This window comes from Enterococcus sp. DIV2449a (genome assembly GCF_051711225.1).
GTDB lineage: Bacteria > Bacillota > Bacilli > Lactobacillales > Enterococcaceae > Enterococcus_D > Enterococcus_D casseliflavus.
On sequence record NZ_JBIOME010000001.1, the window covers coordinates 953,629 to 980,625 of the forward strand.

Sequence of the window (26,997 nt, forward strand, 5' to 3'; positions counted from 1 at the left end):
GGTTGTCAATTAGTTGATGTTTAACTAATGAAAAAATAATCATTTGATGAACATTTTTCATAAACTTCCAAAACCTTAGATGTAAGGAGTGAATTGAATGCAATCAGATCAACACATAACCTCAATGAGTAAGAAAGAGGCTGATAGAGCAAATCCCTTATGTATCATTCTTTGTATTTTATTAATTTGTTTCACCATCTGTCACTTTTTAGTTTTACCTGTAAAAGCAGCCGAAGTTTCAGATACTGATTCAATTCAGATAGAAGGCACCTTAGCGGACATCCTCAACAGCGAAAGAATTAATCCAGAACCCACAGAGCCGCTCACTGAACCATTGCTGGAAATCGTCACGGAACTTCCGAATTCAGAATTGATGGTTCCTTTTTTAGAATTGATTTATGCGGTCACACCAAGCGAAGGGCAAACTTTAGAAGAAGTCTATGTCAATGTGAACGGCGAATACGATCAGCACTTGTATCAAAAAAAAGCGGGAGAACCTGAAGTTACAGAGCGAACATTCGGTGAAGCTCGTCTCTTTCTTTCTACCGATGAACAGGAGAGCCGATTTGAATTAGTCGCCGTCGATAGCAGTAACAGAAGGACTTATTATCCCATAGAGCAGTCATTTTGGTTATCGGAAAATCCCGAGCTGCCGTTGCCGACTATTGCCGACATATCAATACTTGATCGTTATGAAGGAAAGATAGCTTTTGTACATAATCGTCTCCATCTCCAATATAATGACGAGATACTTACAGGAATAAACGAGCAAAACGGCGAAATGAGTCTAGATCAGCTGTTGGATGAACTTTCTTACTATGACATGGAGTTGATTGCTGGACCAGACAAGAATGAGAGAGTAACGATTCAGTTAAAGCAAACTCCTTATAGAGAGCTTAATAGATTAATTTATGATTTAGAAACATTTACTTCTGGTATTGTTACCGATGGAGAAATTGAAGAGATGACTTTAGCTGAGGCGGACCAGTTACCCAAAACAGCAGCACCCGTCGATCGCTCGGTTGAGTTTAAACGGCATATGTTAAAAATCGGCTGGGTACCAGGATTGTTTTTCCGAAGGTATCAGGACAACGTGGTAGGTTTTAAGTTGCATGAAGAAACCACATTTTTAAATCCTGAGTCGTTTCCTGAAACTTATCTCAGTAAGAAACTGATAAATGAAAAAATCGACGAAGCTGTTGCAGCGATTGGAGGCGTTCGTTTAGAAGAAAATCAACCCATTTACCCTAGTGTAAAAGTAGGGGTAGCAGGAAATACACCAAGGAATTTAGTGAAAAAAGGGCAACAACTACTGACGAATTATCCCGAAGTCTTTTCAAAAGGGTATGTAATAATCAGAGGAAGGCAAAATATTTATGGCTATACTACCACAGCCGAATACAAACGACGATGGCGTGTTAGGAGTAATTTTGAAGAACGGAACTACCCTATCTGGGCAATCATCAACCCGAATGGTACAGTTACTTCGTTAACGGATATAGGTTGGCAGGGGATGACTGTCAGCATGGCGTTAGTGATAGGATTTGGTTCTATCGGCTTTATTGTGTTTATATTTGAATTTTTTGCTTGTCAAAGGGCAGAAAAACGGAAAAGGCAATCAGGTAGAAACTGATCCTCATAGGTCATTCTCAGATGGCAATGAATGCTATTAAACAGATCATTTAAAGTGTTTAGACCTTCATAAGTGAAAGGAGTGAAGCAAATGAAATCCGCTGATTGCGCGGTATCTATCGACGAGAAAATTTATGAAAACTTCTTTGGGAATCATAAAATATTCAGCCTGTTTTTCTTTGCTCTTGCCATCTATCACATTACCAGTTGGCAAGTATTAGCAGATGAAGGACCAACCGACCAGTCCCAAGGCACCTTAGCCGCCATCCTCAATAGCGAAAGGATTACCCCAGAACCCACAGAGCCACTCACTGAACCATTGCTGGAAATCGTCACGGAGCTACCCGATTCAGAATTAATGATTCCCTTTTTTGAATTGATTTATGCGGTCACACCAAGCGAGGGGGAAACGCTGGAAGAAGTCTATGTTAAGGTAAATGGCGTATTCGATCGACATTTGTATCAAAGAAAAGCGGGAGAACCTGAAGTCACAGAGCGAACATTCGGTGAAGCTCGTCTCTTTCTTTCTACCGATGAACAGAAAAGTAAATTTGAACTGGTCGCCGTCGACAGTAGCAATCTAAGTGCCATCTACCCCATTGAGCAATCATTTTATATGGCAGAAAATCCTGTGCCGCCGTTACCGTCTACGGCTGATTTATCAACGATAGATTTTCACGGAGAAGAAGTGACTTTCATTAATAACAGACTTCAACTTCAATTATGTAGTAGTCATTACAATCAAGAGGACAGGAAGAAGAATGAATCAGCGGTTCTTCAATTGCTAGATGAACTCTCTTACTATGATATTGAAATGATTGCTGGACCAGATAAAAACGGCTCTGTGACAGTTGGTTTGAAGCAAAACTCTTACTCATCTCTTTATCATCTTATTAACGATTTACCCTCTTTTTCTGTTTTTTTAATAACTGATGCAAAAATTGAAGAAATCGATTTGGCAACAGCTGAACTGATTCCAAGGGAAGATTCTTCAATCAATCGCTCTGGTGAATTAGAGCCGAAAATGGTAAAAATTGGCTGGGTACCGGGTTTGTTTTTCCGAAGGTATCAGCACGATATGATAGGGTTTAAATTACAGGAGGAAACCTCGTTTTTAAACCAAGAATCGTTTCCTGAAACTTATCTTAGTAGGGCAATGATCAATAAAAAAATCGATGAAGTCGTTTCAGAGATTGACGGCATTCGTATAGATGGAAACCAAGCAAATGATCTTAGTGGAACCAAGCTATTTTCGAGTATGAATATTCGGAATGTTCATTTAGAAGGAAATTATCCTTTTGTTCGTGTGAGCCTACCTAGTCATTCACCCAGAGGATTAATAAAAAACGCCAAAACACTACTAAAGGATCATTCGGAAGTTTTTGAGAAATCCTATCTAATGATTGTTACAGATATAGAATCATCATCTAGTGTGGGGATACCAGAAGTTAACACTCAGGGAAGACAATTGCCTGAGTTTGAGCATGAAGTCTATCGCTATTGGGCGACTATCAATAAAAATGGTACTGTATCCTCTTTGATTGAAATAGGCTTAAAAGGATTATCCATAACTATGAAAGTGATGTTAGGCATTATGATGCTTTGTGTCACTTTGACGTCTGGAATGATTGTTTATCGAAGGAAAAAAAGAGTATTGTGAAAATTTAGAAACATATGCATCAATTTTATTAACGATAACAGTTCGATTTTGTACGTAAGGAATGAATGGAATGAACAAAAACAAGCAATCATTAAAATCAAAAAAACTCTTTCGCAGTTACAAAATTTTCTTCCTGCTTTTCCTTGCTCTTGCCAGCAATCTTATTACGAGCATACAAGTACCAGCAGCCGAAGTACCAACCGACCAGTCCCAAGGCACCTTAGCCGCCATCCTCAACAGCGAAAGGAATACCCCAGAACCCACAGAGCCGCTCACTGAACCATTGTTGGAAATCGTCACGGAACTTCCCAATTCAGAACTAATGGTTCCCTTCTTTGAATTGATCTATGCAGTGACACCAAGCGAGGGGGAAACGCTGGAAGAAGTCTATGTTAAGGTAAATGGCGTATTCGATCGACATTTGTATCAAAGAAAAGCGGGAGAACCTGAAGTCACAGAGCGAACATTCGGTGAAGCTCGTCTCTTTCTTTCTACCGATGAACAGGAGAGCCGATTTGAATTAGTCGCCGTCGATAGCAGTAACAAAATGACTTATTATCCCATAGAGCAGTCATTTTGGCTATCCGAAAATCCCGAACCACCGTCGCCGACTATCGCTGATGTAACGACGGAAGATTATTATGGGAAAGAAGTGACCTTTATTAATAATCGGCTCCATCTCCAATTGAACCATGAGACTTATACGCAAAAAAATGATGAAGGGTTCGAAACGATGCTTGACCTTGTTCTTGATGAATTTTCTTACTACGATATGGAGCTGATCGCTGGACCAGACAGAAATGATCGAGTAGTGATCCAGTTGAAGCAAACCTCGTATGAGGAACTGGACAGACTTATTTCTGATTTGAATCTTTTCACGCGTGATGTGATTGCCAATGGGAGGAGAGAGGAAATCGATTTAGCAGCGGCTGAACGTCTCCCAAAAACAGAGGAACCTGTCAATCGTTCTGTAGAATTCAAACCAGAGATGCTAAAAATCGGCTGGGTACCAGGATTGTTTTTCCGAAGGTATCAGGAAAACGTGGTAGGTTTCAAGCTGCATGAAGAAACCACATTTTTAAATCCAGAGTCATTTCCTGAAACTTATCTCAGTAAGGCGCTGCTAAAAGAAAAAATCGATGAAGCTGTTGCAACGATTGGCGGCGTTCGTTTAGAAGAAAATCGACCTTCCTATCCTTATGTGGAAATAGGTGTAGGAGAAAATACACCAAGGAATTTAGTGAAAAAAGGGCAACAACTACTGACTGATTATCCAGAAGTCTTTTCGAAAGGGTATGTAATAATCAGAGAAAGTCAAAAACTTCATAGTGTGCCAGATGTCTATCTACGACGATGGCGTGTTATGAGCACCTTTGAAGAACGGAACTATCCTATCTGGTCGACCATCAATAGGAATGGCACAGTATCATCCATATACAAAATGGGCTTAAGAGGGCTGCCGACTATCGTGAAACTACTAGGAGGCGCCGGTCTATTTTGTGGCATTCTGAGTTTCGCCATCTTCATTTACCGAAAAAGACCTCCTCGCAAGAAACACGAATTTTTGGGATAACGTTCATTGATTGGCATGTGGAAAGTCCTTTCAAGCTGAAGGAGAACGGGGGAAACGCTGTTGTCTTTAAGTGTCGAAACAGTGAAGGACAACCTTCTTTCGAGAAACCAACATTCGATTAAAAGCTGTGATGAACGCCTAGCTGACGCTTGTCGCCTTTAAGATAATCACACTGCTAGCAAGGGGATTTCTGCCAAAAAGAATATTTTGATCGTACGACTTTGATCCACGCAAAGCTAACCACTGAAGCCTTGGTTACATAAAAAACCTCTCAAAAGCAGCTGGTCGCTGATTTTTGAGAGGTTTTGTCTACCAAGAGATAGCTATGGTGTTTTTTCCAGTTGAAATTGTTTATTCAAATTCTTCATACTCATTTGGGTCTTGACCATCGATGCGGCCGTCTGCTTTGTTTAACTGATTGATTTGATTGATTTCATCTTCAGTCAGTTCAAAGTCGAAGATCGCAAGATTTTCTCGTTGATGGGCGAGGTTTCTTGATTTTGGAAGGGGCAAAATGCCACGATCCACATGCCAGCGCAAGATGATTTGACCAGCTGATTTTTGGTATTTTTCAGCTAATTCAGTGATCAGTGGTTCTTTCAGGGCATCGCTGCCACGGCCTAATGGGCTCCAAGCTTCCGTTACGATGCCGCGTTTTTTGTTTTCTGCGACCATTCGTTCTTGGACCCAGTAAGGATGGATCTCAATTTGATTTAGTGCAGGAGTCACACCAGTTGCTTCAATGATGGCATCCAAATGTTCTGGTTCAAAATTGGAAACGCCGATGGAACGGATCAAGCCTAATTTTTGGGCGGTCACTAAGGCTTGCAAAGCTTCGACATATTTGCCGCGTTTTGGTAATGGCCAGTGGATCAAAAAGGCATCGAAGTAGTCGAGACCCATGCGAGCAAGGGATTCTTGAATGCTGGTTAAGGCATCATCATAGCCATGGTATTTTCCTGGTAATTTTGAGGTGATATAAAATTCTGAACGTGGGATACCCGAGCGACGGATCGCTTTGCCGACAATGCCTTCATTGTCATAATTGGTTGAAGAATCGATCAAGCGATACCCGTCGGCGATCGCTGCTTGCAGCTGGCTCAATCCTTCGCCACCACGGATCTGATAGGTACCGATGCCCACTGCGGGGCGTAAATTGCCGTCGTTTAATGTCAGTAAAGGTGCTTTCATAAAATGATTCCTCCTTTTCTTCTCTACATTCTACTCTAACGCTTTTTTGACAGGAACGTAACCAACTTGCTCAAACAGACAAAGAAAAAAGAGCAACGGTTTCTGTTTCAGAAACAATTGCTCTTTTTGATCAAATTATTTTTCAGGCGGTGTGCCATACATTTTTGGTGTGACTTGATCGAGTTTTGGCGCTTTTCCTTCGACTTTTGGTTCGTCTAGCCATTGGTATTCGCCTTCACCGTCAAGGGCTTTGCCTTTCGCCCAAGAGCCTTCTTTGCTTTGGTCGCCTTCTGAGAAGTTATAGAAATCATAAGCGATATCTAAGCGTTCATTTTTGCGGTCAAAGGTACTTGGCACTAAAATCGAGCCTTCGTTTTCTTCCAATTCTTTCACGGCAGCTGCCCAAAGATTTTGGTGGTAGCTATCACGCGCTAATAAGACCGAAAGTAAGTCTTTGACCCCACGGTCATCGATCATTTCATAGATGCGTGCTACTTGCAGACGACCTTGTGATTCCGCATTTAAGTTGGCACGGAAATCAGCAAGTAAGTTGCCACTAGCAATGATATACGCACCTGACCATGGATTGCCGACGCTATCAGCAGGACGTGGTCCTAAGCCTGCAACGATGGCATGTTGCGGATTCATTCCAGAAATGATCGCACCGATCGTTGGGTCTTTTTTCATAGCCGCTTCTTGATCTTCCACAGGTGCACCTTCCAGTAGACGTGCAACCATCGTTGCTAACATTTCAACGTGTCCAAGCTCTTCAGTAGCGATATCCATTAACATGTCTTTGTATTTTTCTTCCCCACGGCAGCTCCATCCTTGGAATAAGTATTGCATGGCAACACTCATTTCTCCATATTGTCCACCGATTAATTCTTGAAGGTATTTCGCAACTAACGGATTTGGTTTTTCTGGTTTAGCTTCAAACTGTAATTCTTTCTGATGACGAAACATACGATTCCTCCTAAAATTTTTTATTGGGCCCATAAAAAGTTTCTCATGAATCGAAACGTTCGTCTAATAAAACGCACTTTGCCAAAATGAAAAAAGCATTGAAAAGAAAAGCCATTTATTTTGACAAAAAGCCTGAAGCGTTAGATAGTTAAATTAAGAGAGAATTAGAAAAGGAGCGAGTCACCATGTTTCAGTATTACAAAATGGAAGACCGAAAAATAAGCAAATCTTCGGAGGAGGATTACAATTGGCTAGTGGTTTCTGGCACAGATCCAGAGGAACAACGACACTTGTTAGATAAGTATCAACTGCCCGAAGATATTTTTATTGGCGCCAATGAACCGGAAGAAGTGTCACGTTTGGAATACTTGCGCAACACCAAGTTAAATCATCCGATTCTCTATACTTTGATCGATTTGTCGGAAGTGACACAAGATCGGATCGAAGACCGTCTTGAGCCTGTGACTTTTATCTACACCAAGGATCTGTTGATCACCTACGTATCTGAACAATCCAATCTGATCAAACGATTGATCGAAAAGCATGAGCAAGATATCCAGCGGTATGAAGATATTGTTGCTTATGCCACGTTGATGATCTACACCCATTACATCAAAGGTCTGCAGGAGATGAAGAAGCAAATCGATGATTTGGATCAAGCAGCCCGTAAAACGACGGAAAACAAGGAATTGTTTAACTTAGCCGATACCGAGCGAGACATGGTCTATCTTGATCACACCTTGCGGGACCAAAACCATACCGTCGATCGTTTGATGGATCGCAAAGAATTTTTGGATCGTTTGGATAATGAAGCACTTGTTTATGACATCAAGCTGCGGCAAAAATTTGCCATGAAAATGGTCACTATCTATCGCGACTTGTTAGAAACCATCGGTGGCTTGTTCTCTGATATGATGGACAACAATCTAAACCATCTGATGAAATACTTAGATTCTGCGGCATTAGTGGTGGCTGTGCCATCCTTGATCGCGGGGCTATGGGGGATCAACACCGGAGGACTGCCAGGAAAAGACAATGCGATCGGTACGATTGTCGTCTTTGGCTTGGCTATTTTAGTCGGCATTTTAACTGCCGTCTACTTGTCACGAAAAGACTTTTCAAAATAAAAAGCGCCGCTGCTCTGTGGCACCGTTCATCCATAAAAGGAGAAAGGTGCGACGAAGCAGTCGGCACTTTTTTTATTTTAGTCCGCTGTCTAAATTGCTGTCGAGAATCCAGCGCTGAAAGGCGAGGAAGACCAGCAGCAAAGGCAAAATGGAAATTACCGAGGCAGCGATCAAAATCGTCCAATTGATATTTTCCGCGCCCACCAAGCTGCGGATCGCCACTTGCAAGGTGTATTTTTTCGGATCATTCAAGACGATCAAGGGCCAGATATAATCATTCCACCGCCACTGGAAGGAAAAGATCCCCAGTGTCATAATGATTGGTCGGGCAATCGGCAGCATGATTTTCAAAAAGATCATCCCATCCGAAGCGCCATCGATGCGGGCTGATTCAATCAGATCGTCAGGAACGGAGACGAAAAAGGTTCGGAACATAAAGATACCTGTTGCTGTATTGATGGAAGGGATGATGATCCCCAATAAGTTATCATATAAGCCTAGTGAACGAATGACAGAAAACGTTGGGTTCATGATAACTTCCGTCGGCAGCATGGTGGTGGCGATGATACAGATGAAGAAAAAACGCAGCCATTTCGCATCGTATTTTGCAAAGGCATAGCCACAGGCGGCGCTGACTAGGATCGTCAATAAAGTGGTGACCACCGCTGAAATCAACGTATTATTGAAGTAACGAAAGAAATCCAATGTTGTCCAAGCATCAATAAAGTTTTGAATGGTTGGATTTTCAGGAATAATTTTCAAGGGATAAGCAAATAGTTCAGTCCCTGGTTTAAAGGCACTTAATAAGAACCAAAGTAGTGGAAAAAGGTACAGCAGGGAAGTGATGATCAGTGCCAGCGTTAAAAAAAACATCGCTGACTTTCTTGTGACAGGTCGTTTGGTTTTGATGGTCTTAGATGTCATTCTTGCCGCCTCCAATCTTCATTTGTGCTAAGCCTAACAGTAAAAGAATCACGAAAAGTACCATGGAGGCAGCACTGGCATAGCCGACCCGCATTTTGTCAAACCCAGTCGTATAGATATATTGCACGATCAACATGTTGTCGGTTCCTGGACCACCATTGGTCAGCGATTGCACGAGGGCGAACTCTTTCATAGCGCCGATCGAAGCCAATAAGATGACCATAAAGGAAGTCGGCCGCAGCATAGGCAAGGTGATGTAGCGTAATTTATGCCCAAAGCTGGCACCGTCGATTTCGGCAGCTTCATACAAAGAGCGGGGGATATTTTTCAAAGCTGCAGTAAATTGAAGCATGTTAAAGGCAGTCCCGCCCCAGATGGCAGCCAAAATAATGACAGAAAAGGCAGCATTCGAGTCGGTAAACCACGGGACAGTTGGTTGTCCCGCTTGCTCTAGAATAAAGTTGATAAAGCCAAAGTTTTCACCAAACAGCCATTTCCAGATAACCCCAGCGATGATCCCAGAGATGGTCCATGGTAAGAAAAAAATGATCTTTGCGAAAAATTTGCCTTTCGCCAGCTGACTGTTCAACATCAAAGCAACGGCGAGAGAAACGACATAGATACTTGGGACCAGAATAATCACGTAACGAAATGTACGAAATAGTGCTTTATAGAAGCTGGCGTCTTGAAACAATTCTTGATAATTCGCCAAGCCGATAAAATTGGCTGTCGCAAAGCCTTTATAGTCCGTCAACGAGTAATAAAGTCCTAAGAGTGCTGGAATCAAAAAGAAGATAATGAACAAAATGATGCTTGCGCCAGTGAATAGCAACGGCCATTTGTTTTTTTGTAAAGTGCTCACAGAAAATTCCTCCTCCGACGATCGTATCAGCAACAAAGAACCCGCAGTCTGCAAAAAGCCAGACTATGGGTTCTTTGTGGTTGAACGTCTGTTTATTTCTTCAAAAACCCATCATTGTAATCCTTGATCGTCTTGTCGATTGCCTCATCTAATGTAATTTCATCATTCAACACTTGCACGATGGCATCACGGTAAGCCCCTGTCAATCCAGTGTAGCCTTTCATACTCATTGTCACTTGATCGGTGGTTTGCTTGCTGCTGATTGGTTGAGCAGCGGCTGCGATCTCTTGGTTGTAGATTTCATAAGCATCCTGGCCTTGTTCATAATCGACCGTCAAATCTTCCACCGCAGGTAAGTAGCCAGCATAGGTACAAAGCTGTTTGTAATTTTCTTCTTCGTACAACCATTTGATGAATTTTTCGCCTTCTTCACTGTTTTTACTATTGTTGAAGCCAGTGATGAAGTTGCCGCCCATATTGACCGCGCGGGTCTCTTCATAAGGAGAATAGGTGGATTGCCAGTTAAAGTTGCTGATGTTGGTAGAAAAATCAACGATCTGCCAGCTGCCAGAAAAGTAAGCTGGCACACGGCCGCTCTTGAACATAGCAGAAGCATCTTCTCCAGAGGTCCAAACCGATTTTGGCATCACTTCGTCATTGTTCAAATCAACAAATTTTTGCAAAGCCGCTTTCGTAGCATCATCGGTCGTGTAAGAATCACCGCTGTCATCTAAAAAGAAATCTTGTCCCCCGTATTGATAGGTGAAAGCCCGTAAACGGTGATCCGACGCGTCCATGACCATACCGTATTTGGCATCGGTTTTTTCAACGACTTCATTGATCGCAGTTAAAAATTCATCCCAAGTCCAAATGTCCTCTTCCGAAGTGGGGTAGGTCACACCAGCTTCGTCAAACAAATCCGTATTGATAAACAACCCAGTGGCAGTCACATCAGAAGGAAGTGCTTTGACGACATCTGCTTCATCTTTGATCGTCATCGATTCCAATGTTTTTGCCTCACTGGCGATGTCTGATAGATCCATCAGATAGTCATTCCAGTCAGGTTGAACAGTAGAAACCCGCACGACTTCTGGTGCATCATCCGCTTGAACAGCTTTGGTGATCTTTGTCAGCAAGTCTGCATAAGGCACGTCGGTGACTTCGACAGTCACACCAGTTTCTTCCTTGTATTTTTCCGCCATTTTCGAATAAGCGCCGCCTTCACTGGTATCTCCAGAAACGAACATACGAATCTGCTTGTTCTCGCTGGCACTGTCACCACTGCCGCAGCCAGCGACCCCTAACATCACTGCCGCCAAAGACAAAATTGAATACCCTATTTTTTTGTTCATTTTGTTCCTCTCCTTTATTGAATGATTTTTGTTCAAAAAAACGTTTCCAATCGAAAACGATCGAAACGTCCCCCAATGAAAAATAGCTGATGTACTGAAAAGATAGTAGTCCTAGGACTGATCGAGGAGTGAAAAGTGCCAATTATCTGACAAAATAAGAGTGGTTCTCCCTCAGTTTAGCGGATAAGATGCAAAATACAAAATAAAACGATTTCAAAAAATGCACCAATACTAAAAAAAACGAATTAAAGCTCTTACAACGATAATTAGGAAGTGCTGATAAACGTTAATATAACAAGGTTTGAAAATTTTATTTGCAAATTGAGTGCAAATCTTTTGTCTAAAACGGGGATTAAGCGTAACATAATATGTGTAATAACTACTTAAAAGAAAGAAGGAGAAAAATATGCATTGGTTATGGGTATTAATCGTAGGAGCTATTATCGGTTTGATCGCCGGAGCTATCACAAATAAAGGTGGATCAATGGGTTGGATCGCCAACATCGTTGCAGGTTTAGTAGGTTCAGCTATTGGACAAGCGATCTTAGGTTCTTGGGGTCCATCACTTGCTGGAATGGCAATCGTCCCATCAATTATTGGTGCGGTTATTGTAGTTGCTGTTGTTTCATTCTTCTTAGGACGTTCAAACGGCTAGTCCATTCAGCAATTGTTTTCATTCATTTATTTCGGGTAGCAATTACCTCGAATAGACAGGCAAATCCAGAGTTTCTGGGTTTGCCTTTTTTTGTTTTTTAAAAGGATGCATAAGCAATCCTTTTGTCAGATTAGAAAATTGTCGTTACACTTAAAGTAGGTCAAAAAAAGAAAGGAAGAGGTTCAATGAAAAAGCAATATGAAACAGCGATGATCAATCGAGGCGGACGTGTCGGAGAGGTCGAAGCACCAAACGGTAGTTTTCATCTGAAAATCGACAAGCCAGGTCTTCATAGTGAAGGGACCAATCCTGAGCAATTATTTGCCGCAGGCTATGCTTCATGCTTCAACGGTGCCGTACAGCATATGCTGAAAGAGCATAACATCGAATCCGAATCCGAAGTTAAAGCAAGAGTGTCTTTGTATCAGCATGAGGACGGTAGTTACCAAATCGGCGTGATTTTAGAAGTATCGTTACCAGGCGTTGAAAAAGCCGAGGCAGAGAAAATCGCAGAAGAAGCCCACGATTTTTGTCCGTATTCTCGGGCAACTCGCGGCAACATTGATGTCGAAGTTCAAGTAGTCTAAGCATTATTACGAATAGACAAACAATAAGCGGTTGGTAAATCAACCGACAAGAGGGAATTCATCAAGGAGGTCAATCAATGAGACAAACAGAGAGCTTGCTGCTTTTGGGCGTGTTTGCGGTTGGCCTTTTTGTGGTGTACTGGCTAAAAAAGCACCGACATACACGCCACAACCAAGCACTGGCAGCCCAGCTGAAGCGTTATCCCAGTGTGCGGCAAGCGTGGCTGGCAGCCGGGGCGAAAAGGGAAGCAGTCCTTTTGGTTCCCGGTTTAAAAGAAGCCACTGCCGCAGTGGCAACGACGGCAACGGCGAAAGCAGAAACGAGGCTGCACAAGCATGCAGATCAATGTCAGGCAATGACCCCACAAGGGTTGGCCGTTTCAGAGGACTATTTGTTCATCTCAGCGTATTGTTCGCAGCAGGAACATCACTCACAGCTTTATATAATAGAAAGAACGAGCGGGCGGCATCTGAAAACGGTGGTTCTGCCAAAACGCCCCCATGTCGGTGGCCTAGTCTTTGATCGAGCAACGCAAATGCTGTGGCTAACCATTACAGGGAAAGGAATGGGGCGCGTGGCGTGTGTTTCTCTACAAGCACTGCTGGAAGATGATTCCTTGGCAACCAATCAGCCTATCGCTTATCAGCAAGTCATCGAATTGGCAGGCATCACTCACAGCTCCTATTTGGCAGCCGATGGCGGTGAACTTGTCTCAGGGACCTTTGCCTTGAAACAAGGAGGCGTGGTGGCGAATTATCCGCTGCCTGTTCTTTCAGACAGCGGTCGCAAAACGCCTCCTCGCATCAAGCCTCGTAAGAGAAGGGTCACCACCACGAAAGTCCAAAGTATCGCCTTTACCACTGAATACATGTTGCTGGCACGTTCTTTTGGACCAGGGTCGGCGGAGTTATGGGTCTTTTCAAAGGATGCAACGGTGCTGACCCGCAAACATGCGTTGCGACGCATCAAGTTTCCCCATTACCTTGAACAGATCGTGGTAGAAAAAGGACAGCTGTACTGCTTGTTTGAAAGTGGGGCATGGGCGTATCGGCAAAAAGGTGGCAGCATCGATGAAGTCGCGGTATTGGACCTTGCGACCTTGCTCCAGTAAAAGCACTGCTTAAAAAAAAGACCAGCCTCTTAAGAAGCTGGTCGTAAGTGCAGTGATTAGTCCACGATTGCTCGTTGGATATCTAAGACGGTGCCTGTATGAGCATCTGCCAAAAATTCATAGGTGACAAGCTGCCCGTCTTCGGTGCGGGTAATGCCGCCAGTATATCCTTGGGAAGTGATCGCAAATTTGCGCAAAGGTTGTTTTTCGAAATTGATCCAAGAACCTTCGATCGGTCCTTCTTTGATAAACGCCGCTTTTATATTGTCTAAGACATCATCGGCATTCATGGCTTGCCTTTTCTTCAACCAGATCGTTGAAAAAATCCCTCCTGCAAAGCCAAGACCTAAACCGATGGTCAGTCCATTTTTAAAATAATGCAATGGATGCTCATTCTCCATCTAATGTCCCTCCTAAAGTAAGTTTTCCCGAATGTTTTGATCTCGGTGAAAGCACAGGTTCTCTTAACAATAGTTTACCATAGTTTAGAAATATTCTATAAGAAAAATAACCAACAATAGAAATTTGCGCTATAATAAAGAATATCAGTAGGAATAAGGAGGAAGAGAGCACATCCGTTGTTTCACCCAAAAATTGCTGGAAAACACAGCAACAGCAAGCGTTGCTTTTTCAAAAAAAGCAGCTTTGTTTCTTTAGGGCAGCAAACAACCGATACGTGTTTCTCGAATGATCATGGAAGAAAAAACATTTCAACGCATCAAAGAACTAACGGAGTTACAAGGAACCAGCGGGTTTGAACACGACGTGCGGGCGTATATGCGTGAAGCGATGACCCCCTTGGTGGACGAGATCCAACAAGACGGCTTAGGCGGCATCTTCGGTTTGCGTCACCACCAAGAAGCAGATGCACCACGAGTGATGGTAGCTGCTCACATGGATGAAGTTGGTTTCTTATTGACGACGATCACCGATCGCGGCTTATTCAAAGTCACTCCTTTAGGCGGATGGAACCCTTATGTGGTTTCTGCTCAACGCTTTACATTGAAAACAGCGAAAGGCGATTATCCATGTGTTTCTTCTTCAGTACCGCCACATTTGTTGCGAGGAAGCAGCGGTCAAAAAAATGTCGAAGTCACAGATATTTTGTTTGATGCTGGGTTTGAATCAAAAGAAGAAGCAGAAAGCTTTGGTGTACGTCCTGGCGATACGATCGTCCCACAAGTGGAAACCATCAAAACAGCCAATGGGAAAAACATCATCTCGAAAGCTTGGGACAACCGTTACGGCTGTGCAGTCGTATTAGAAGCACTTGAAGCCTTGAAAGAGGAAACGTTAGGCCATACGCTGATTGCTGGTGCCAACGTTCAAGAAGAAGTCGGCTTACGAGGTTCTCGTCCGTCTGTGACGAAATTCAAACCCGACTTGTTCTTTGCGGTCGATTGCTCGCCAGCAGATGACACAGTCACCAAAAATGGTACCTTTGGTCATCTAGGATCCGGGACTTTGATGCGAATCTATGATCCAGGCATGATCATGTTGCCACGGATGAAAGAATTCTTGTTGGATACAGCAGAAAGCAACAACATTCCTTACCAATACTTTGTTTCAAAAGGCGGTACGGACGCTGGTGCGGCACACATGGCAAATGAAGGGATCCCAAGTTCAGTCATCGGTGTTCCTGGACGTTACATCCATACTCACCAAACCCTATTCAGTATCGCTGATTTTGAAGCGGCACGGGAAATGGTGATTCAAGTCTTGAAAGGTTTGGATCGTTCAACTGTTGATACGATCTTGGCTGGACAATAAGCGAGAACGAACGAAAGCAAAGAGACAGCCATCCGTTGTCTCTTTTTTTCTGCAGGGCTTTGCAAGATCAGCATGTCAGTTGGTAGTCCCTGAAAGAAAGGTGTATACTGAAAGAAAAGAAAGTGGTGAGCATTTGATTATTCCAAAAGATTTAGCAGAGTTAGCAACATATGTGGAGAAAGGCAAAAATGTCTTCTTTTTCACCGCCGATTGGTGTGGCGATTGCCGCTACATCAAACCGCAATTGCCTGAGATCGAAGCGGACTTTCCAGAGCTTCAATTTATCGAAGTCGACCGCGATGAATACATGGATGTAGCGGTTGAATGGAACATTTTTGGTATTCCTAGCCTCGTCGTTATCGAAGACGGCAAGGAGCTGGGACGGTTAGTCAACAAGGATCGCAAAACCAAAGAAGAGATCGAAACCTTTTTAACCAGCGTACAATCAGCATAGGAGGGGAAAAAGATGGAAGCACAAAGATATCAAAACATTTTAGTAGGGATCGACGGTTCAGATCAAGCGATGTCTGCCTTCAAAAAAGCAGTGGAAGTCGCTCGTCGAAATCAAGGGAAGGTCTATGCCGCAACGATCATCGATCAGCAAGTACCGACCATGATGGGCTATGCACCTTTGGATAGTTCCATCTTGGAACAAGAAAAAGATACGGCGAAAAATCTGATCGACGACTGTAAAGCATACGCAAAATCAGTGGATTTTGATCCAGTAGAAGGCATCGTCGCTTACGGCTCCATCAAAGACGCCCTTGCCACTCAATTACCAGATCAATACGACATCGATTTGATCATGGTGGGGCAATCTGGGCTGAACGCCGTGGAACGCTTCATGATGGGGAGTGTCGCCAGCTTCGTTATCCGTGAAGCCCGGTGCGACGTGCTGATCGTATCGCCTGAAGAAACCAAAGCGTAAGGTCATTTTTGAAAAAATAAGCTTGTCGTTGCCGAGTTCTTTTCCTTAAAGAAGATGGCAGCAAAAGAAGACAAGGGTTAAAAGAAAGTTCCTGAGAACCAGCGATGTTTCACTCGTTAGCAAAGCACCGTCTTTCGCTGATGAGCTGCAGCTGGTTCTCAGGATTTTTTGCTCATTTTGAAGGAAGACATCTGTCGCTGTTGTCTTTCTTCTTAGGTAGTAGTGCCAAACAGAAGTTTTTAGAACCAGTGTTTATCGGCTCGTTAGCAAAGCAGCGTCTTAGCTAATAAGCCGCAGCTGGTTGTTAGTTTTTTTCTGTATCCGTTTTTTGGAAAATTTATTGTTGTTGCCTTCTTTCGTAGAGCGTAGTTCTACCAGCAAGTTCTTGAGAAGCCGCGGGTTCTGCTCCTTCGCCAATTCTCAACCTAAGCCAGCCAGCAGAAGTTGGTTCTCAGGCGTTTTTTGTCTTTGAAAATAAGTAGAATTTCAAGGAAAACAAAGAAATTCCATGACGGATGCCGAAAAATTTGTTAAGATTATGGGCGGAATGTGTAAGTACCTAAGGAGGAAAAAACGTGATTTTTGCTTATAACAAAGAATATGTCAGTGATACACTGCTTGCCATCACAGCAGATGATAAAGGATTAGAACAAACCGTCGAACGCAAAGGCAATGTTGCCCAAATCAAAAATGAAGAAGGCACGATCGTCGGCTGGAACTTTTTTGCGATCTCAGAAGTGATGACGATCGAAGGCCGTGGCCAAGTGACGTTGACGAAAGAACAAATCCAACAATTGAACACCATGATCAAAGAAGCAGGATTCAGCGAAGAACTGCCAGCAGATACAGAACCAAAAATCGTCGTTGGCTATGTGAAATCTTGTGTGGAACATCCAGACAGCGACCATCTGTCTATCACGGAAACAGAAGTCGGGGATGGGGAAGTCTTGCAAATCGTCTGTGGTGCTGCCAATATCCGTAAAGGCTTGAAAGTCGTTGTCGCAAAACCTGGGGCAATGATGCCAGATGGCTTGATGATTTGGCCGGGGACGCTTCGTGGCGTAGAAAGCTTCGGAATGATCTGTTCTGCTAAAGAACTGCATTTAGAAGGTGCACCAATGAAAAAAGGCATTCTTGAGCTGCCTCAAGATGCCGTTGTAGGTGAAGCTTTTCCAGTCGGTAATGCCTAAAAAAATGAACTGCCGCTTCCTGTTTTTGCGGCAGTTCATTTTTTGATTGTTTCGATTGGTTTTGATGATTAGTTGCTGCTGTCTGTTGATTGTTCGTTGATCGACGTATCAACGGAAAGTTTTACTTCTGCTGTTTTTTCTTCATCGCCACGATAGAAGGTTACAGTGATCGTGTCACCGACTTTGTGTTTGTACAACGCAGATTGCAGATCCGTTGTTGTGCTGACTTCTGTATCATCGATCTTCGTGATAACGTCATATTGTTGCAATCCTGCTTGTTCTGCTGGTGTTGCATTGTTGACTGAGTAGATCACAACGCCAGAAGTTACGGATGAAGGAACTTTCAAGATTTGTTCTTGTTGTTGTGATGTGATGGAACCTAAATCGATCGTTTGGATACCTAGTGCAGGGCGAACCACTTTGCCGTCTGCTTCTAGTTGATTGATGATTTCAACGACATCGTTACTTGGGATCGCAAAGCCCATCCCTTCGACACTAACGCCTGAAGCAGAACCCGAGGTGCTGGCGATTTTACTTGAGTTGATCCCAATCACTTGACCATCAACGTTGATCAGTGGACCACCAGAGTTCCCTGGGTTGATCGCAGCATCCGTTTGGATCGCATTGATACTGATCGTACCACCAGATTCGTTTTGGCTTGTTACTTGACGATTCAAGGAAGAAACGATCCCTTGTGTCACAGAGTTTGCGTAGTCAGAGCCTAGAGGAGAACCGATCGCGATGGCTGGTTCGCCGACTTTCAAGGCACTTGAATCACCAAATGTTGCGGCAGTCGTCACATGCTCAGAAGAGATTTTCAATACAGCTAAGTCTGTGTAAGCGTCAGTACCGACCAATTCAGCTTTGACTTTCGTACCGTCTGCTAAAACAACTTCTAAACCGTCTTGACCTTCAACGACGTGGTTGTTGGTTACGACATAGGCATTGTCGCCATCGATTTTGTAGATGACCCCACTACCTTCAGAAGAAGCTTCTAAAGCACTGTCGTCGTCGCTTTGGCTATCGCCTTCACTTTGTCCACCTTGCTGACCAAAGAGGCTGTTCCAATCATTGCTTTGACTTTGTTGTAGATTAATGATGGAAACGACAGAATCTTGTACTTTTTCAACTGCCTCAGTGACATCGCTAGTCACATCAAGTTTTACATTAGATACTTGGGTTTGTCCGTTAGAATCTTGGACCCCGCTGTTGGTCGTGGTTTCTGGTGTTGAAGTCAAAGAGGAACCCATTGCCAGATACAGACCGCCGAAGGTCAATAAACCGCCGACCATACCGCCTAAAATCCCAATACCTAATCGTTTTAATAAACCAGGAGAAGTTTTCTTGCCTGGTGTGACATATTTTCTTGCCATTACTATTTCCCCCTTAATGAATAATTCGTTATAATCAGTATATTCCTTCTATCTGAGATTAGTCTACTAAGAGATTTTGAAAAAAATATGAAGAAGTTGCGTAAGAATCTGTTTCAAACGATGAAATTTTCTTCGCAAAACCCGTTCATTTTTGAATAAAAATAGCAGGCGAAACTGGGGAGAAGCGAAGGTCTTTTTATCCACAGTGTGTGGACAAGTTCGAGAGCTTTGATTGGGTGGATGAAGAAACCCTTGAAGTGTCGCTGTTTTATAGATAAAATAGAAGGATTTCAAAGAAAGTCAAAGTGTGTAAAAGGTTGTGGATAGCATTGTCCACATTTTCATAAAATAAGGGGATAACGAGGAGGCACCTATGAAAATCAAAATCGTCACAGTAGGAAAATTAAAAGAAAAGTACCTCGTTCAAGGAATCAACGAGTACGCCAAACGATTGGGGGCATACGCAAAGCTTGAGTTTGTCGAAGTATCGGATGAAAAAGCACCAGAAACCTTGAGTGAAGCCCAAATGCTGCAAATCAAAGAAAAAGAAGGCCAGCGCATTTTAGCCAAAATCAAAGACACCGATTATGTCTTTGCCTTAGCGATCGAAGGCACTAACCCCACCAGCGAAGCCTTCGCCAAACAAATCGATCAACTCGGCATCCAAGGAAAAAGCCAACTGACCTTCGTCATCGGCGGCTCCCTAGGCTTGAGTCAAGAAGTCATGACCCGCAGTGATGCCAAAATCTCTTTTGGCAAAATGACCTATCCGCATCAACTCATGAAACTGATCTTATTGGAGCAAATCTATCGCGCGTATCGAATCAATACGGGGGCGCCGTATCATAAGTAAAACGAATTAGTAAGGATAATCTATCAATAAAAGGAAAGAAAAAATGAAGGAAATTAATCAGTTTTCAGCTTCTACGCTCGCAACATTACAAAAAGATGAGAAGCATCTATATTATGTATATTGTTTAGTTGATCCTAGAAACAACCAGCCTTTTTATATTGGGAAAGGAAAAGGGAATCGTATTTTTGCCCATCGGCAAGCTGCTTTAAATAGGATGAAACAAGCAAATTTAGTTGGAGAAAATGAAACAGCAATTACTTTAAAAATTAAAACGATTCAAGAAATTATTGAATCAAATTTACAAGTATTAAGTTATATCCTAAGTTATGGGTTATCTGAAAATGAGGCATATGCAAGCGAAAATGTTATGATCAATTATGCACAGCTGGTACAGGGGCTTTCACTGACAAATTTGGTGAAAGGACATGGTTCTAAAGTAATGCTCGTTGAGGAAATCGAAGAGCGTTTTGGCTTCCAACCAATGTCTATCAGTGAAATAGCAACGGATGACTTGATATTAGCAGTAAAAGTAAGAGATGCTTTTTCTTTGAGTAAAGATGAATCTAAAGAATACCCTATATATGAAGAATATCGGGATATTTCAAATCTAAAGTCGCGAACTTTAGGGAACTGGGTTATTGGGCGCAATAAAATTCAACACATCCGTTATATCATCGCTATTAACACAGGAGCAGAAAATGCTGTTGTGGCAGCTTATAAAGTATCTGAGCAGTTTTCAGAATCAAAGAAACTAGAAAACGGTCTAACGCGATATGCGTTCCGTGCACTATCAACTAGAGAAGAAACACTGAAGGAACTCAATTTAGTAAAGCGTTCATTGCCAGAAGTTAAATTTGGAAGCGGCAGTGCGATCGCTTATATAAACACAAAACAAGCGAGATAACGTCATATTGTTCTTTTAAGAACTTTTAGGTTGACGAAACGTTTATAAATAATAGAAATAGTATGAAAAATAGAAAAATTTTTGTGTACTGTTTCTTGTATAAATGCACTTGTATATTTTTTAAAAGTCACTTTAAACAACAATCACAACTATCCACCGATAGTATCGGTAAAAAGGAGCAATAACCATGCGAAATATCAAATTAACGATTGAATATGACGGCAAGCGCTACTTAGGGTGGCAACGACTAGGAGATTCAGAAAAAACCATTCAAGAAAAAGTTGAAGGGGTCATCAAATTATTGACGGGAGAAGAAATTGAGATCGTGGGTTCTGGCAGAACCGATGCGGGCACGCATGCTCGAGGACAAGTGGCGAATTTCAAGACGACTCATCAAATGAGTTTGCCAGAGATGCAGCAGTTCTTTAACCGTTATTTGCCGCAAGACATCGTCGTCAACAAGATTGAAGAAGTGCCTGAGCGCTTCCATGCACGCTATCACGCCAAAGGCAAGCAATACAGCTATTATGTTTGGAACAACGCAATCCCATCGGTCTTTGTTCGCAATACTAGTTTTCATTGCCCGCAGCCCCTTGATTTGGAAAAAATGCAGCAAGCGGCTGAGAAGTTGATCGGCACCCATGATTTTATCGGCTTTTCTGCATTGAAAAAATCAAAAAAATCAACGGTGCGCACGATCGATGAAATCACCATCACACCAGAAGGCGACCTATTGCGGTTTACCTTCAAAGGCAACGGCTTTTTGCATAAAATGGTCCGAATCTTGACAGGCACACTGATTGCCATTGGCGATGGCACACTGCCACCAGAAGTGATCGATCAAGTGTTAGCCGATAAAGTACGACAAGCAGCTGGTGAAACAGTGCCTTCTCATGGCTTATTTCTAGATGAGGTGTATTATTAAAAGAAACAGGGTAATGGCTATTTAAGGAAAGGAGATCATCTATTGATCACATTAAAATCCCCACGAGAGATCGAACAAATGAAAACTTCTGGTCGTATCTTGGCAAGTATTCACGAAAAGCTACGAGAGAAAATCGTTCCCGGTATCACCACGAACCAAATCAACGCCTTTGTCCATCAACAGATAGAAGCTGCAGGGGCAACAGCCGCGCAAATCGGGTTTGAAGGCTATGAATTTGCGACGTGTATCAGTGTCAATGAAGAGATTTGTCATGGTTTCCCTTCAGAATATGTTTTAAAATCAGGCGATGTCGTCAAAGTCGATTTTTGTGTCGATTACAAAGGGGCAATCTCTGACAGCTGTTGGACGTATGCGGTAGGAGAGATTTCACCAGAACATCAAGCACTGATGGAAGTCACGAAAGAAGCCTTGATGAGAGGCATCGAGCAAGCACAGGTTGGCAACCGAGTTGGCGATATTGGTTATGCGATCCAAAGCTTCGCTGAAGAAAAAGGGTATGGTGTCGTGCGGGACTTTATTGCTCACGGCATTGGCCCAACCATTCATGAAGAACCATTCTTTCCTCATTTCGGGTTACCTGGCAAAGGAATTCGGTTGAAAGAAGGCATGACGATCACTATCGAACCGATGATCACGACCGGCACTTGGCGCATGAAGATGGACCCGAACGGCTGGACAGCACGCACCATTGACGGCAGCTACTGTGCACAATATGAACATTCGATCGCCATCACCAAAGAAGGTCCTGTCATCATGACATTGCAAAAGGAAGAAGCGTGAACATCACTTAGTGTCTTTGAAAAATAACTGTGTGTAATTTCCGTAACATGTATACTTTCTGCATCTCTTAAAAGGGCGTACCTAACTGATGGTACGCCCTTTCGAACTGTGCTTTTTTCATAAAGACTCACAAAAGAACTCAGAAATCAACAAGTGCTTGTTTATTCATATCGGTATTTTTGATGGAGTCATTCATATAGCATATCGTATGCTCAGTTGTTTTGGAGTGATTTAATCAAACTAAAGAACGATCTTTTTTCTACCTAAAATGAAAATAGGATTGAAGAGTCAATTCTGATTTATCAGCCCGATAAAATAAAGAGCGAAACTAATTAAACCAATGAATTTCAAATCATTCATACAATGGACTAGAAGCTTAAAAGTGTTTGAGATTTTTTCCCTTCATTCTTTCTATAGAAGACTATTTTATAGTGTGAGGACAGAGTTGACGTTAGATATTTAAGACCAGCTACTAGATAAAAAATAGGTAATTTATTCAATTAATAGATTACACTTTTATTTTTGAAAACTGTCTAAATGATGCTGAAGATTTGATATAATAAAAAAGGCAACTTGCCCCCTGGGGGGGTGTTTGTAGTGTATATGAGTTTTCTATCGTTGGTTGTCGCACCAATTATTGTTGGTATAGTCATCGAACTATTTTCTCACTGGTTGGATGAGAAAGACAAAGACGACAACTAAGCAAGTTGCTATCCAACTCACATGCTAGCAGTCGCAACTAGCATAAAAAAAGGCGCTCCCTTTCGTCGCGGTTAGGGAGCGTCTTTGTGCTGTAGTGCTATAAATTTTCTATCGTTTCGCAAGGTTATTATACCACAGAAAAAAATAAAAAACTACCCGTGATATCCACTTGAATAGATAAAGAAAACGACCCAGTATTTTCTGATAAAGCCATGGGTGACGGTTTTGCAGGTATTCATATTGAAGAAATTGTTGGCTCCCTGATTAGTGGGAAAGTTAACTATTTTTTCGAACTAGCTATGCTATCCAATATAGAACACATGAGGGAATAAGTAGGGGAGGGACAGCAATCCCTGTTGTTTACTACTTATTTGCATCCAAATATTGTTAATACCTAATGAGCGTATCACGTGGTTATAATCAAATCGTTTATGTCAGTCATTGTTTTACAATGCGACATTTCAGCATACTACAAATTTTTATTAGCACAGCAGAGTCCACTTTTGAGAACGATTCTTTTTAATGGAATTTAGGTGAATCGACCAAAAAGGATAATTATGTATATACTCTGTCGCGGTATAAGTTATACTATGTATATACAGAAAGAGGTGTCGAACATGGAAATGCTACCTATAAAAAAATGGGGCAATAGTAACGGTCTTAGATTGCCAAAGTACATTATGGAGTATCTTGGTATTCATACAGATGACAAAGTGAAGATAATACAAGAAGAAGTAAACGGGCATAAACGGCTAATCATCGAAGCAGCAAATGTAGAAAACGAGTTAACGATTGAAGAGTTATTTGAAAACTACACTGCTGAGAGAAATCATGTGGAAATTCAACATTTAGGTGAAGCAGTAGGGAATGAAAAATGGTAAGAAAACCTAGACAAGGGGATATTTTGTTATTGGATACAGCTCCTCGTGCTGGACATGAACAAACGGGAAAAAGGCCCTATATTGTTTTAAGTCATGACATGATTGCAGATTATAGTAATGTTGCCACCGTTGCTCCGATTTCGAGTACAAGTAGAAACTATCCGTTATATGTAAGTATTAATCCAGATTATGGCATGAAGACAACAGGAAAAGTATTGTTGGATCAATTAACGACAATTGATTATGAAGCCAGCGCATGTGTTTTTTTTGAAAAAGCGCATGAGCACTTGGTTGATGAGTTATTGATGAAAGTTAGAACAGTATTTCAAAAAGTAAGTAGATAAAAACAGCATGCTCATCTTATCGATGTTGACCATGCTGTTTTCTTTTATTCTATAAACGCTTTGTCTCATAACATTATACTCCATTGCAATCTTTAAGATACCAGCTCCATTCCCATGATCCTGAACGATGCTCTTATAAACAAGGCGATGGTGGGGATCTTTTGTGTTTGCACGGTATCACTTAGGAGGACCTTGATAGACGCCGTTTGCACTAGCAGTCTTAATACTTTATGCTTGGCGATGTTTGAATTCGGCACGCTGCTGCTAGGCATCATTGCCAAAATTTCGACGATCAAGACTTCGATGAATATATCAAGGAATCTAATGAATGTAGGACTAGTCCACAACGGCTAACATCAAACATCCCCATGATTGAGTTTGTCAGCCACAAAGGTTTCTACACTATACCTGCCCCAGTTTGAGAGACTCTCTATAAATAAAGGGAAGGTTACATCTGTAAAATGACTGACCAAGAGATAACAAGCTTGACCTGAAACTTTATGAAAGACCTCAATTTCTTTGTATTGATTCACGAAGGCTTCAAAAGCTGTATAGCGATTTGAATCCATAAAAAACCGGATGTATTGCGTACTTGGGTAATTCACCACAATACTAAATCGTTGAATGATACCCTCATCTTGCAATTTCAAGATCCGATTGCCCACGGCTTGTCCCGTCAAGTGGACCATTTCGCCGATTTCTTTGTTCGATAATTTGCTGTTTTGTTTCAGGATAGCTAGGATTTGTTCATCGATGATGTCCATAAGGGTTCCTCTTTTCATAATGAAAGTGAATTGACTTTATCTTTTTCAAGTGACGCTTTGTTGTAGGGTCATATGTATTTATACTGGATTATAACAAATAAGAAAAGAAATGGTGATTCTATGAAAAAAGCTTTAGTAATTATTGATGTCCAAAATGACTATTTTAAAGAAGGAAGAATGGCCCTTCATTCCCCTGAACAGGCGCTTGCAAACATAAATAAACTAGAAGCGTCTTTTATCGAAAAGCAACTCCCGATCATCTATATCCAACACATCAACGATCAAGAAGCGGCTGATTTTTTTGAACGAGGGACCAAAGGCGTACGGCTGCATGAACAGTTAAAAACAACGCATTCTTCTATTATTATCGAAAAGCACTTTCCTAACTCGTTCATTGAAACAAATTTAAAAGAAACGTTAGACTCTTTAGGTGTCCAACAAGTTATCATCACTGGGATGATGACGCATATGTGCATCGATTCAACCACAAGAGCTAGTAAAGAACTCGGTTATCAGCCCATACTGATTTCTGATGCCACGGCAACGAAAGCATTAACATTTGAAGCACACGAAATTCCTGCGGAAGCTGTTCAACGAGCGTTTTTATCGGCCTTGGAAACCTTCTCTACGGTGATGAAAACCGATGACTATTTAAACGGATTGTAGAAAAATTGCGTATTTACCAACAAAGGCAACGTTCATTTGCATTGAGTGGTTCTTGATCACTCTTTGAAATTGGTGATCCTAACTCATTCCGCTTCAATGTTTCTAAAAAAATGAATGCCCAGTTGCGTACCCACCAATTCTACTGAGCTGATTCTTCAGAGGATGCATGCGAACCAATTACGCACCAACCCATACAAAAGCCAAAAACGTTCGAGGATTTTTCTCGAACGTTTTTTGGGCATCAAATTGGGCGAATCGGTGAAACTATGGTACAGTGCAACCAAACAAGGAGCGAAAGTCGCTCCTTCATGAGGCAAAGGGGCAATGGTGATGAAGCAAAAAACGATGGCGTGGCTGTCAGAAATCTATAATTTGATCTTGCATCCTGGCACAAGACAGTGGGAACGAGAACAACTGGTGCAAGCAAAAAATACACTGGAAACTCAGCTGGCGACCAAACAAAAAGCAGGCAAACACGAAAAAGAATCGTCAAATAGCCTTGAAGACCAACAGACCAAGCGGGTTTTGGAAAAACTAGAAGCGTCGTTGCGTCCTTTGGCACTGAGAAACAATCTGACCCCGAATGTCGCAGAGTTTTATCAAACAATCAGCCAGTCAGCACCGAAAAAGGCAAGGAATGAAGAAACAAGCAAAGTCCAACCAGTAGAAGTTTCCGTGGAGCCGAACGAAACAGGTGAAAAAGCACAAGAAGTGGCTATTTTTGCTGGCGGCTGCTTTTGGTGTATGGTAGAGCCTTTTGAAGACCAGCCGGGCATTCTTTCCGTCTTGTCGGGGTATACTGGGGGAACAGTCCCGAATCCGACGTATGATCAAGTACTAAGCGGAACAACAGGGCATGTCGAAGCGGTAGAGATCGTTTTTGATCCCAAAATCATCACCTATCAGGACTTGTTGCAGTTGTACTGGCAAGTGACAGACCCGACAGATGCTTTCGGACAATTTCAAGATCGCGGCAATTTTTATCGCCCAATCATTTTCTATACGACTGCTGAACAGGAAGTGCTTGCGCAAGAAGCCAAAAAGGAACTAGCCCAATCTGGTTATTATCAGCAACCCATCGTGACCGAGATCCGCAAGGCCACGCAGTTTTGGCCAGCGGAAAACTACCATCAAGCATTTTACAAGAAACAGCCAAAGCGCTACCAGCGGATCAAGCGAACGCGCAAACAACTGATGCTTTTTTATCGGCTGAAACGCTGGACAAACCGAGGAAAAAAACGATCATAAACAGAGGATC

At 42.3% G+C, this 26,997-nt stretch carries 28 protein-coding genes and 1 pseudogene; 20 read left to right on the forward strand and 9 right to left on the reverse strand.

All coding sequences use genetic code 11. From position 1 onward, the window contains the following. Window positions 1-97 precede the first annotated feature (97 nt). The 3 genes from IGI76_RS04575 to IGI76_RS04585 all read left to right on the forward strand — a co-directional run bounded on the left by IGI76_RS04575 (window position 98) and on the right by IGI76_RS04585 (window position 4,865). On the forward strand, window positions 98-1,633 hold the full coding sequence (locus tag IGI76_RS04575; RefSeq protein ID WP_270266286.1) for a hypothetical protein: 1,536 nt from the start codon (window positions 98-100) through the stop codon (window positions 1,631-1,633). A 90-nt stretch (window positions 1,634-1,723) separates the two neighbouring features. Further along, window positions 1,724-3,292, forward strand: coding sequence for a hypothetical protein (locus tag IGI76_RS04580; RefSeq protein WP_438781134.1), 1,569 nt, complete (start codon window positions 1,724-1,726; stop codon window positions 3,290-3,292). Window positions 3,293-3,362: 70 nt separating this feature from the next. Beyond that, a complete protein-coding gene (locus tag IGI76_RS04585) occupies window positions 3,363-4,865 on the forward strand; it encodes a hypothetical protein (RefSeq protein WP_270266290.1) in 1,503 nt (500 codons plus the stop codon). A gap of 351 nt (window positions 4,866-5,216) precedes the next feature. On the opposite strand, the gene IGI76_RS04590 is transcribed toward IGI76_RS04585, so the two are convergent. Together IGI76_RS04590 and IGI76_RS04595 are read right to left on the reverse strand one after the other, a co-directional pair. Further along, complete coding sequence (locus IGI76_RS04590) at window positions 5,217-6,056, reverse strand: aldo/keto reductase (RefSeq protein ID WP_270266292.1); 840 nt, start codon at window positions 6,054-6,056, stop codon at window positions 5,217-5,219. 135 nt (window positions 6,057-6,191) lie between these two features. Beyond that, complete coding sequence (locus IGI76_RS04595; RefSeq protein WP_034857733.1) at window positions 6,192-7,019, reverse strand: manganese catalase family protein; 828 nt, start codon at window positions 7,017-7,019, stop codon at window positions 6,192-6,194. A gap of 185 nt (window positions 7,020-7,204) precedes the next feature. Between IGI76_RS04595 and IGI76_RS04600 the strand changes: the two genes are divergently transcribed. Then, on the forward strand, window positions 7,205-8,146 hold the full coding sequence (locus IGI76_RS04600) for a magnesium transporter CorA family protein (RefSeq protein WP_270266296.1): 942 nt from the start codon (window positions 7,205-7,207) through the stop codon (window positions 8,144-8,146). A gap of 72 nt (window positions 8,147-8,218) precedes the next feature. Here IGI76_RS04600 and IGI76_RS04605 read toward each other — a convergent pair whose 3' ends face one another. The 3 genes from IGI76_RS04605 to IGI76_RS04615 form a co-directional block, all read right to left on the reverse strand. Next, complete coding sequence (locus IGI76_RS04605) at window positions 8,219-9,070, reverse strand: carbohydrate ABC transporter permease (RefSeq protein WP_010747711.1); 852 nt, start codon at window positions 9,068-9,070, stop codon at window positions 8,219-8,221. Continuing rightward, the gene (locus tag IGI76_RS04610; RefSeq protein WP_016610005.1) at window positions 9,060-9,932 is read right to left on the reverse strand and encodes a carbohydrate ABC transporter permease; all 873 of its coding nucleotides are present in this window, start codon (window positions 9,930-9,932) and stop codon (window positions 9,060-9,062) included. Before IGI76_RS04610 ends, IGI76_RS04605 begins: the two co-directional genes overlap by 11 nt. Before the next feature lie 92 nt (window positions 9,933-10,024). After that, entirely contained in the window at window positions 10,025-11,284 is a 1,260-nt protein-coding gene (locus IGI76_RS04615) for an ABC transporter substrate-binding protein (RefSeq protein WP_087627106.1), read from the reverse strand. Window positions 11,285-11,690: 406 nt separating this feature from the next. Here IGI76_RS04615 and IGI76_RS04620 point away from each other — a divergent pair, with 406 nt between their 5' ends. The 3 genes from IGI76_RS04620 to IGI76_RS04630 all read left to right on the forward strand — a co-directional run bounded on the left by IGI76_RS04620 (window position 11,691) and on the right by IGI76_RS04630 (window position 13,638). Then, window positions 11,691-11,939 (forward strand): GlsB/YeaQ/YmgE family stress response membrane protein, encoded by a 249-nt coding sequence (locus IGI76_RS04620; RefSeq protein WP_005225422.1) that lies wholly within the window; start codon window positions 11,691-11,693, stop codon window positions 11,937-11,939. A 185-nt stretch (window positions 11,940-12,124) separates the two neighbouring features. Then, window positions 12,125-12,526 carry an Ohr family peroxiredoxin gene (locus tag IGI76_RS04625; RefSeq protein WP_005225423.1) on the forward strand — a complete coding sequence of 134 codons (402 nt, stop codon included), beginning with the start codon at window positions 12,125-12,127 and terminating at the stop codon, window positions 12,524-12,526. Window positions 12,527-12,603: 77 nt separating this feature from the next. Then, window positions 12,604-13,638, forward strand: a complete 1,035-nt coding sequence (locus IGI76_RS04630; RefSeq protein WP_438781138.1) for a YncE family protein — start codon at window positions 12,604-12,606, stop codon at window positions 13,636-13,638. Window positions 13,639-13,694: 56 nt separating this feature from the next. Here IGI76_RS04630 and IGI76_RS04635 read toward each other — a convergent pair whose 3' ends face one another. After that, window positions 13,695-14,039, reverse strand: coding sequence for a peptidase (locus IGI76_RS04635; RefSeq protein ID WP_005225425.1), 345 nt, complete (start codon window positions 14,037-14,039; stop codon window positions 13,695-13,697). Between the two features lie 292 nt (window positions 14,040-14,331). Here IGI76_RS04635 and pepA point away from each other — a divergent pair, with 292 nt between their 5' ends. The 4 genes from pepA to ytpR all read left to right on the forward strand — a co-directional run bounded on the left by pepA (window position 14,332) and on the right by ytpR (window position 17,526). Then, window positions 14,332-15,408 carry a glutamyl aminopeptidase gene (gene pepA / locus IGI76_RS04640; RefSeq protein ID WP_438781140.1) on the forward strand — a complete coding sequence of 359 codons (1,077 nt, stop codon included), beginning with the start codon at window positions 14,332-14,334 and terminating at the stop codon, window positions 15,406-15,408. 133 nt (window positions 15,409-15,541) lie between these two features. Beyond that, on the forward strand, window positions 15,542-15,862 hold the full coding sequence (locus tag IGI76_RS04645) for a thioredoxin family protein (protein ID WP_438781739.1): 321 nt from the start codon (window positions 15,542-15,544) through the stop codon (window positions 15,860-15,862). A 12-nt stretch (window positions 15,863-15,874) separates the two neighbouring features. Beyond that, window positions 15,875-16,336: a universal stress protein gene (locus IGI76_RS04650; protein ID WP_438781142.1), complete on the forward strand. Its 462-nt coding sequence runs from the start codon at window positions 15,875-15,877 to the stop codon at window positions 16,334-16,336. A gap of 575 nt (window positions 16,337-16,911) precedes the next feature. Continuing rightward, on the forward strand, window positions 16,912-17,526 hold the full coding sequence (gene ytpR / locus IGI76_RS04655) for a YtpR family tRNA-binding protein (protein WP_413130481.1): 615 nt from the start codon (window positions 16,912-16,914) through the stop codon (window positions 17,524-17,526). A gap of 68 nt (window positions 17,527-17,594) precedes the next feature. Here ytpR and IGI76_RS04660 read toward each other — a convergent pair whose 3' ends face one another. Further along, on the reverse strand, window positions 17,595-18,899 hold the full coding sequence (locus IGI76_RS04660; protein ID WP_231472388.1) for a S1C family serine protease: 1,305 nt from the start codon (window positions 18,897-18,899) through the stop codon (window positions 17,595-17,597). A gap of 373 nt (window positions 18,900-19,272) precedes the next feature. Between IGI76_RS04660 and rlmH the strand changes: the two genes are divergently transcribed. The 7 genes from rlmH (at window position 19,273) to IGI76_RS04695 (ending at window position 24,309) form a co-directional block, all read left to right on the forward strand. Next, entirely contained in the window at window positions 19,273-19,752 is a 480-nt protein-coding gene (gene rlmH, locus IGI76_RS04665) for a 23S rRNA (pseudouridine(1915)-N(3))-methyltransferase RlmH (protein ID WP_438781145.1), read from the forward strand. Window positions 19,753-19,795: 43 nt separating this feature from the next. After that, window positions 19,796-20,656, forward strand: coding sequence for an LEM-3-like GIY-YIG domain-containing protein (locus tag IGI76_RS04670; RefSeq protein WP_413130482.1), 861 nt, complete (start codon window positions 19,796-19,798; stop codon window positions 20,654-20,656). A 187-nt stretch (window positions 20,657-20,843) separates the two neighbouring features. Next, entirely contained in the window at window positions 20,844-21,581 is a 738-nt protein-coding gene (gene truA / locus IGI76_RS04675; protein WP_086338559.1) for a tRNA pseudouridine(38-40) synthase TruA, read from the forward strand. A gap of 42 nt (window positions 21,582-21,623) precedes the next feature. Next, window positions 21,624-22,382, forward strand: coding sequence for a type I methionyl aminopeptidase (gene map / locus IGI76_RS04680; RefSeq protein ID WP_413130483.1), 759 nt, complete (start codon window positions 21,624-21,626; stop codon window positions 22,380-22,382). A 603-nt stretch (window positions 22,383-22,985) separates the two neighbouring features. Then, window positions 22,986-23,084 carry a type I toxin-antitoxin system Fst family toxin gene (locus IGI76_RS04685; RefSeq protein ID WP_115233064.1) on the forward strand — a complete coding sequence of 33 codons (99 nt, stop codon included), beginning with the start codon at window positions 22,986-22,988 and terminating at the stop codon, window positions 23,082-23,084. Between the two features lie 590 nt (window positions 23,085-23,674). Next, complete coding sequence (locus tag IGI76_RS04690; RefSeq protein WP_080583835.1) at window positions 23,675-23,965, forward strand: AbrB/MazE/SpoVT family DNA-binding domain-containing protein; 291 nt, start codon at window positions 23,675-23,677, stop codon at window positions 23,963-23,965. Further along, window positions 23,959-24,309 carry a type II toxin-antitoxin system PemK/MazF family toxin gene (locus IGI76_RS04695; protein WP_270266314.1) on the forward strand — a complete coding sequence of 117 codons (351 nt, stop codon included), beginning with the start codon at window positions 23,959-23,961 and terminating at the stop codon, window positions 24,307-24,309. The genes IGI76_RS04690 and IGI76_RS04695 overlap by 7 nt, the downstream gene beginning before the upstream one ends. Window positions 24,310-24,333: 24 nt before the next feature. On the opposite strand, the pseudogene IGI76_RS04700 reads toward IGI76_RS04695, so the two are convergent. Together IGI76_RS04700 and IGI76_RS04705 are read right to left on the reverse strand one after the other, a co-directional pair. Further along, window positions 24,334-24,626, reverse strand: a pseudogene (locus IGI76_RS04700) (hypothetical protein); the annotation flags it as partial. 39 nt (window positions 24,627-24,665) lie between these two features. Then, the gene (locus IGI76_RS04705; RefSeq protein ID WP_373193323.1) at window positions 24,666-25,073 is read right to left on the reverse strand and encodes an Lrp/AsnC family transcriptional regulator; all 408 of its coding nucleotides are present in this window, start codon (window positions 25,071-25,073) and stop codon (window positions 24,666-24,668) included. A 120-nt stretch (window positions 25,074-25,193) separates the two neighbouring features. Here IGI76_RS04705 and IGI76_RS04710 point away from each other — a divergent pair, with 120 nt between their 5' ends. Both IGI76_RS04710 and msrA read left to right on the forward strand, forming a co-directional pair. Then, window positions 25,194-25,739, forward strand: coding sequence for a cysteine hydrolase family protein (locus tag IGI76_RS04710; RefSeq protein ID WP_005225439.1), 546 nt, complete (start codon window positions 25,194-25,196; stop codon window positions 25,737-25,739). Window positions 25,740-26,063: 324 nt separating this feature from the next. Beyond that, window positions 26,064-26,987, forward strand: coding sequence for a peptide-methionine (S)-S-oxide reductase MsrA (gene msrA, locus IGI76_RS04715; RefSeq protein ID WP_270266316.1), 924 nt, complete (start codon window positions 26,064-26,066; stop codon window positions 26,985-26,987). Window positions 26,988-26,997 lie beyond the last annotated feature (10 nt).

What these genes read in the sequence shown, in the direction of transcription:
- IGI76_RS04620 (WP_005225422.1), top strand. Translation starts at nt 11,691, where the DNA reads ATGCATTGGTTATGGGTATTAATCGTAGGAGCTATTATCGGTTTGATC.
- msrA (WP_270266316.1), top strand. Translation starts at nt 26,064, where the DNA reads ATGGTGATGAAGCAAAAAACGATGGCGTGGCTGTCAGAAATCTATAAT.
- IGI76_RS04600 (WP_270266296.1), top strand. Translation starts at nt 7,205, where the DNA reads ATGTTTCAGTATTACAAAATGGAAGACCGAAAAATAAGCAAATCTTCG.
- IGI76_RS04650 (WP_438781142.1), top strand. Translation starts at nt 15,875, where the DNA reads ATGGAAGCACAAAGATATCAAAACATTTTAGTAGGGATCGACGGTTCA.
- IGI76_RS04615 (WP_087627106.1), bottom strand. Translation starts at nt 11,284, where the DNA reads ATGAACAAAAAAATAGGGTATTCAATTTTGTCTTTGGCGGCAGTGATG.
- IGI76_RS04595 (WP_034857733.1), bottom strand. Translation starts at nt 7,019, where the DNA reads ATGTTTCGTCATCAGAAAGAATTACAGTTTGAAGCTAAACCAGAAAAA.
- IGI76_RS04590 (WP_270266292.1), bottom strand. Translation starts at nt 6,056, where the DNA reads ATGAAAGCACCTTTACTGACATTAAACGACGGCAATTTACGCCCCGCA.
- IGI76_RS04705 (WP_373193323.1), bottom strand. Translation starts at nt 25,073, where the DNA reads ATGGACATCATCGATGAACAAATCCTAGCTATCCTGAAACAAAACAGC.
- truA (WP_086338559.1), top strand. Translation starts at nt 20,844, where the DNA reads ATGCGAAATATCAAATTAACGATTGAATATGACGGCAAGCGCTACTTA.
- IGI76_RS04605 (WP_010747711.1), bottom strand. Translation starts at nt 9,070, where the DNA reads ATGACATCTAAGACCATCAAAACCAAACGACCTGTCACAAGAAAGTCA.
- rlmH (WP_438781145.1), top strand. Translation starts at nt 19,273, where the DNA reads ATGAAAATCAAAATCGTCACAGTAGGAAAATTAAAAGAAAAGTACCTC.
- IGI76_RS04630 (WP_438781138.1), top strand. Translation starts at nt 12,604, where the DNA reads ATGAGACAAACAGAGAGCTTGCTGCTTTTGGGCGTGTTTGCGGTTGGC.
- IGI76_RS04685 (WP_115233064.1), top strand. Translation starts at nt 22,986, where the DNA reads ATGAGTTTTCTATCGTTGGTTGTCGCACCAATTATTGTTGGTATAGTC.
- IGI76_RS04670 (WP_413130482.1), top strand. Translation starts at nt 19,796, where the DNA reads ATGAAGGAAATTAATCAGTTTTCAGCTTCTACGCTCGCAACATTACAA.
- IGI76_RS04580 (WP_438781134.1), top strand. Translation starts at nt 1,724, where the DNA reads ATGAAATCCGCTGATTGCGCGGTATCTATCGACGAGAAAATTTATGAA.
- IGI76_RS04625 (WP_005225423.1), top strand. Translation starts at nt 12,125, where the DNA reads ATGAAAAAGCAATATGAAACAGCGATGATCAATCGAGGCGGACGTGTC.
- IGI76_RS04690 (WP_080583835.1), top strand. Translation starts at nt 23,675, where the DNA reads ATGTATATACAGAAAGAGGTGTCGAACATGGAAATGCTACCTATAAAA.
- pepA (WP_438781140.1), top strand. Translation starts at nt 14,332, where the DNA reads ATGGAAGAAAAAACATTTCAACGCATCAAAGAACTAACGGAGTTACAA.
- IGI76_RS04710 (WP_005225439.1), top strand. Translation starts at nt 25,194, where the DNA reads ATGAAAAAAGCTTTAGTAATTATTGATGTCCAAAATGACTATTTTAAA.
- IGI76_RS04695 (WP_270266314.1), top strand. Translation starts at nt 23,959, where the DNA reads ATGGTAAGAAAACCTAGACAAGGGGATATTTTGTTATTGGATACAGCT.
- IGI76_RS04635 (WP_005225425.1), bottom strand. Translation starts at nt 14,039, where the DNA reads ATGGAGAATGAGCATCCATTGCATTATTTTAAAAATGGACTGACCATC.
- IGI76_RS04575 (WP_270266286.1), top strand. Translation starts at nt 98, where the DNA reads ATGCAATCAGATCAACACATAACCTCAATGAGTAAGAAAGAGGCTGAT.
- IGI76_RS04660 (WP_231472388.1), bottom strand. Translation starts at nt 18,899, where the DNA reads ATGGCAAGAAAATATGTCACACCAGGCAAGAAAACTTCTCCTGGTTTA.
- IGI76_RS04585 (WP_270266290.1), top strand. Translation starts at nt 3,363, where the DNA reads ATGAACAAAAACAAGCAATCATTAAAATCAAAAAAACTCTTTCGCAGT.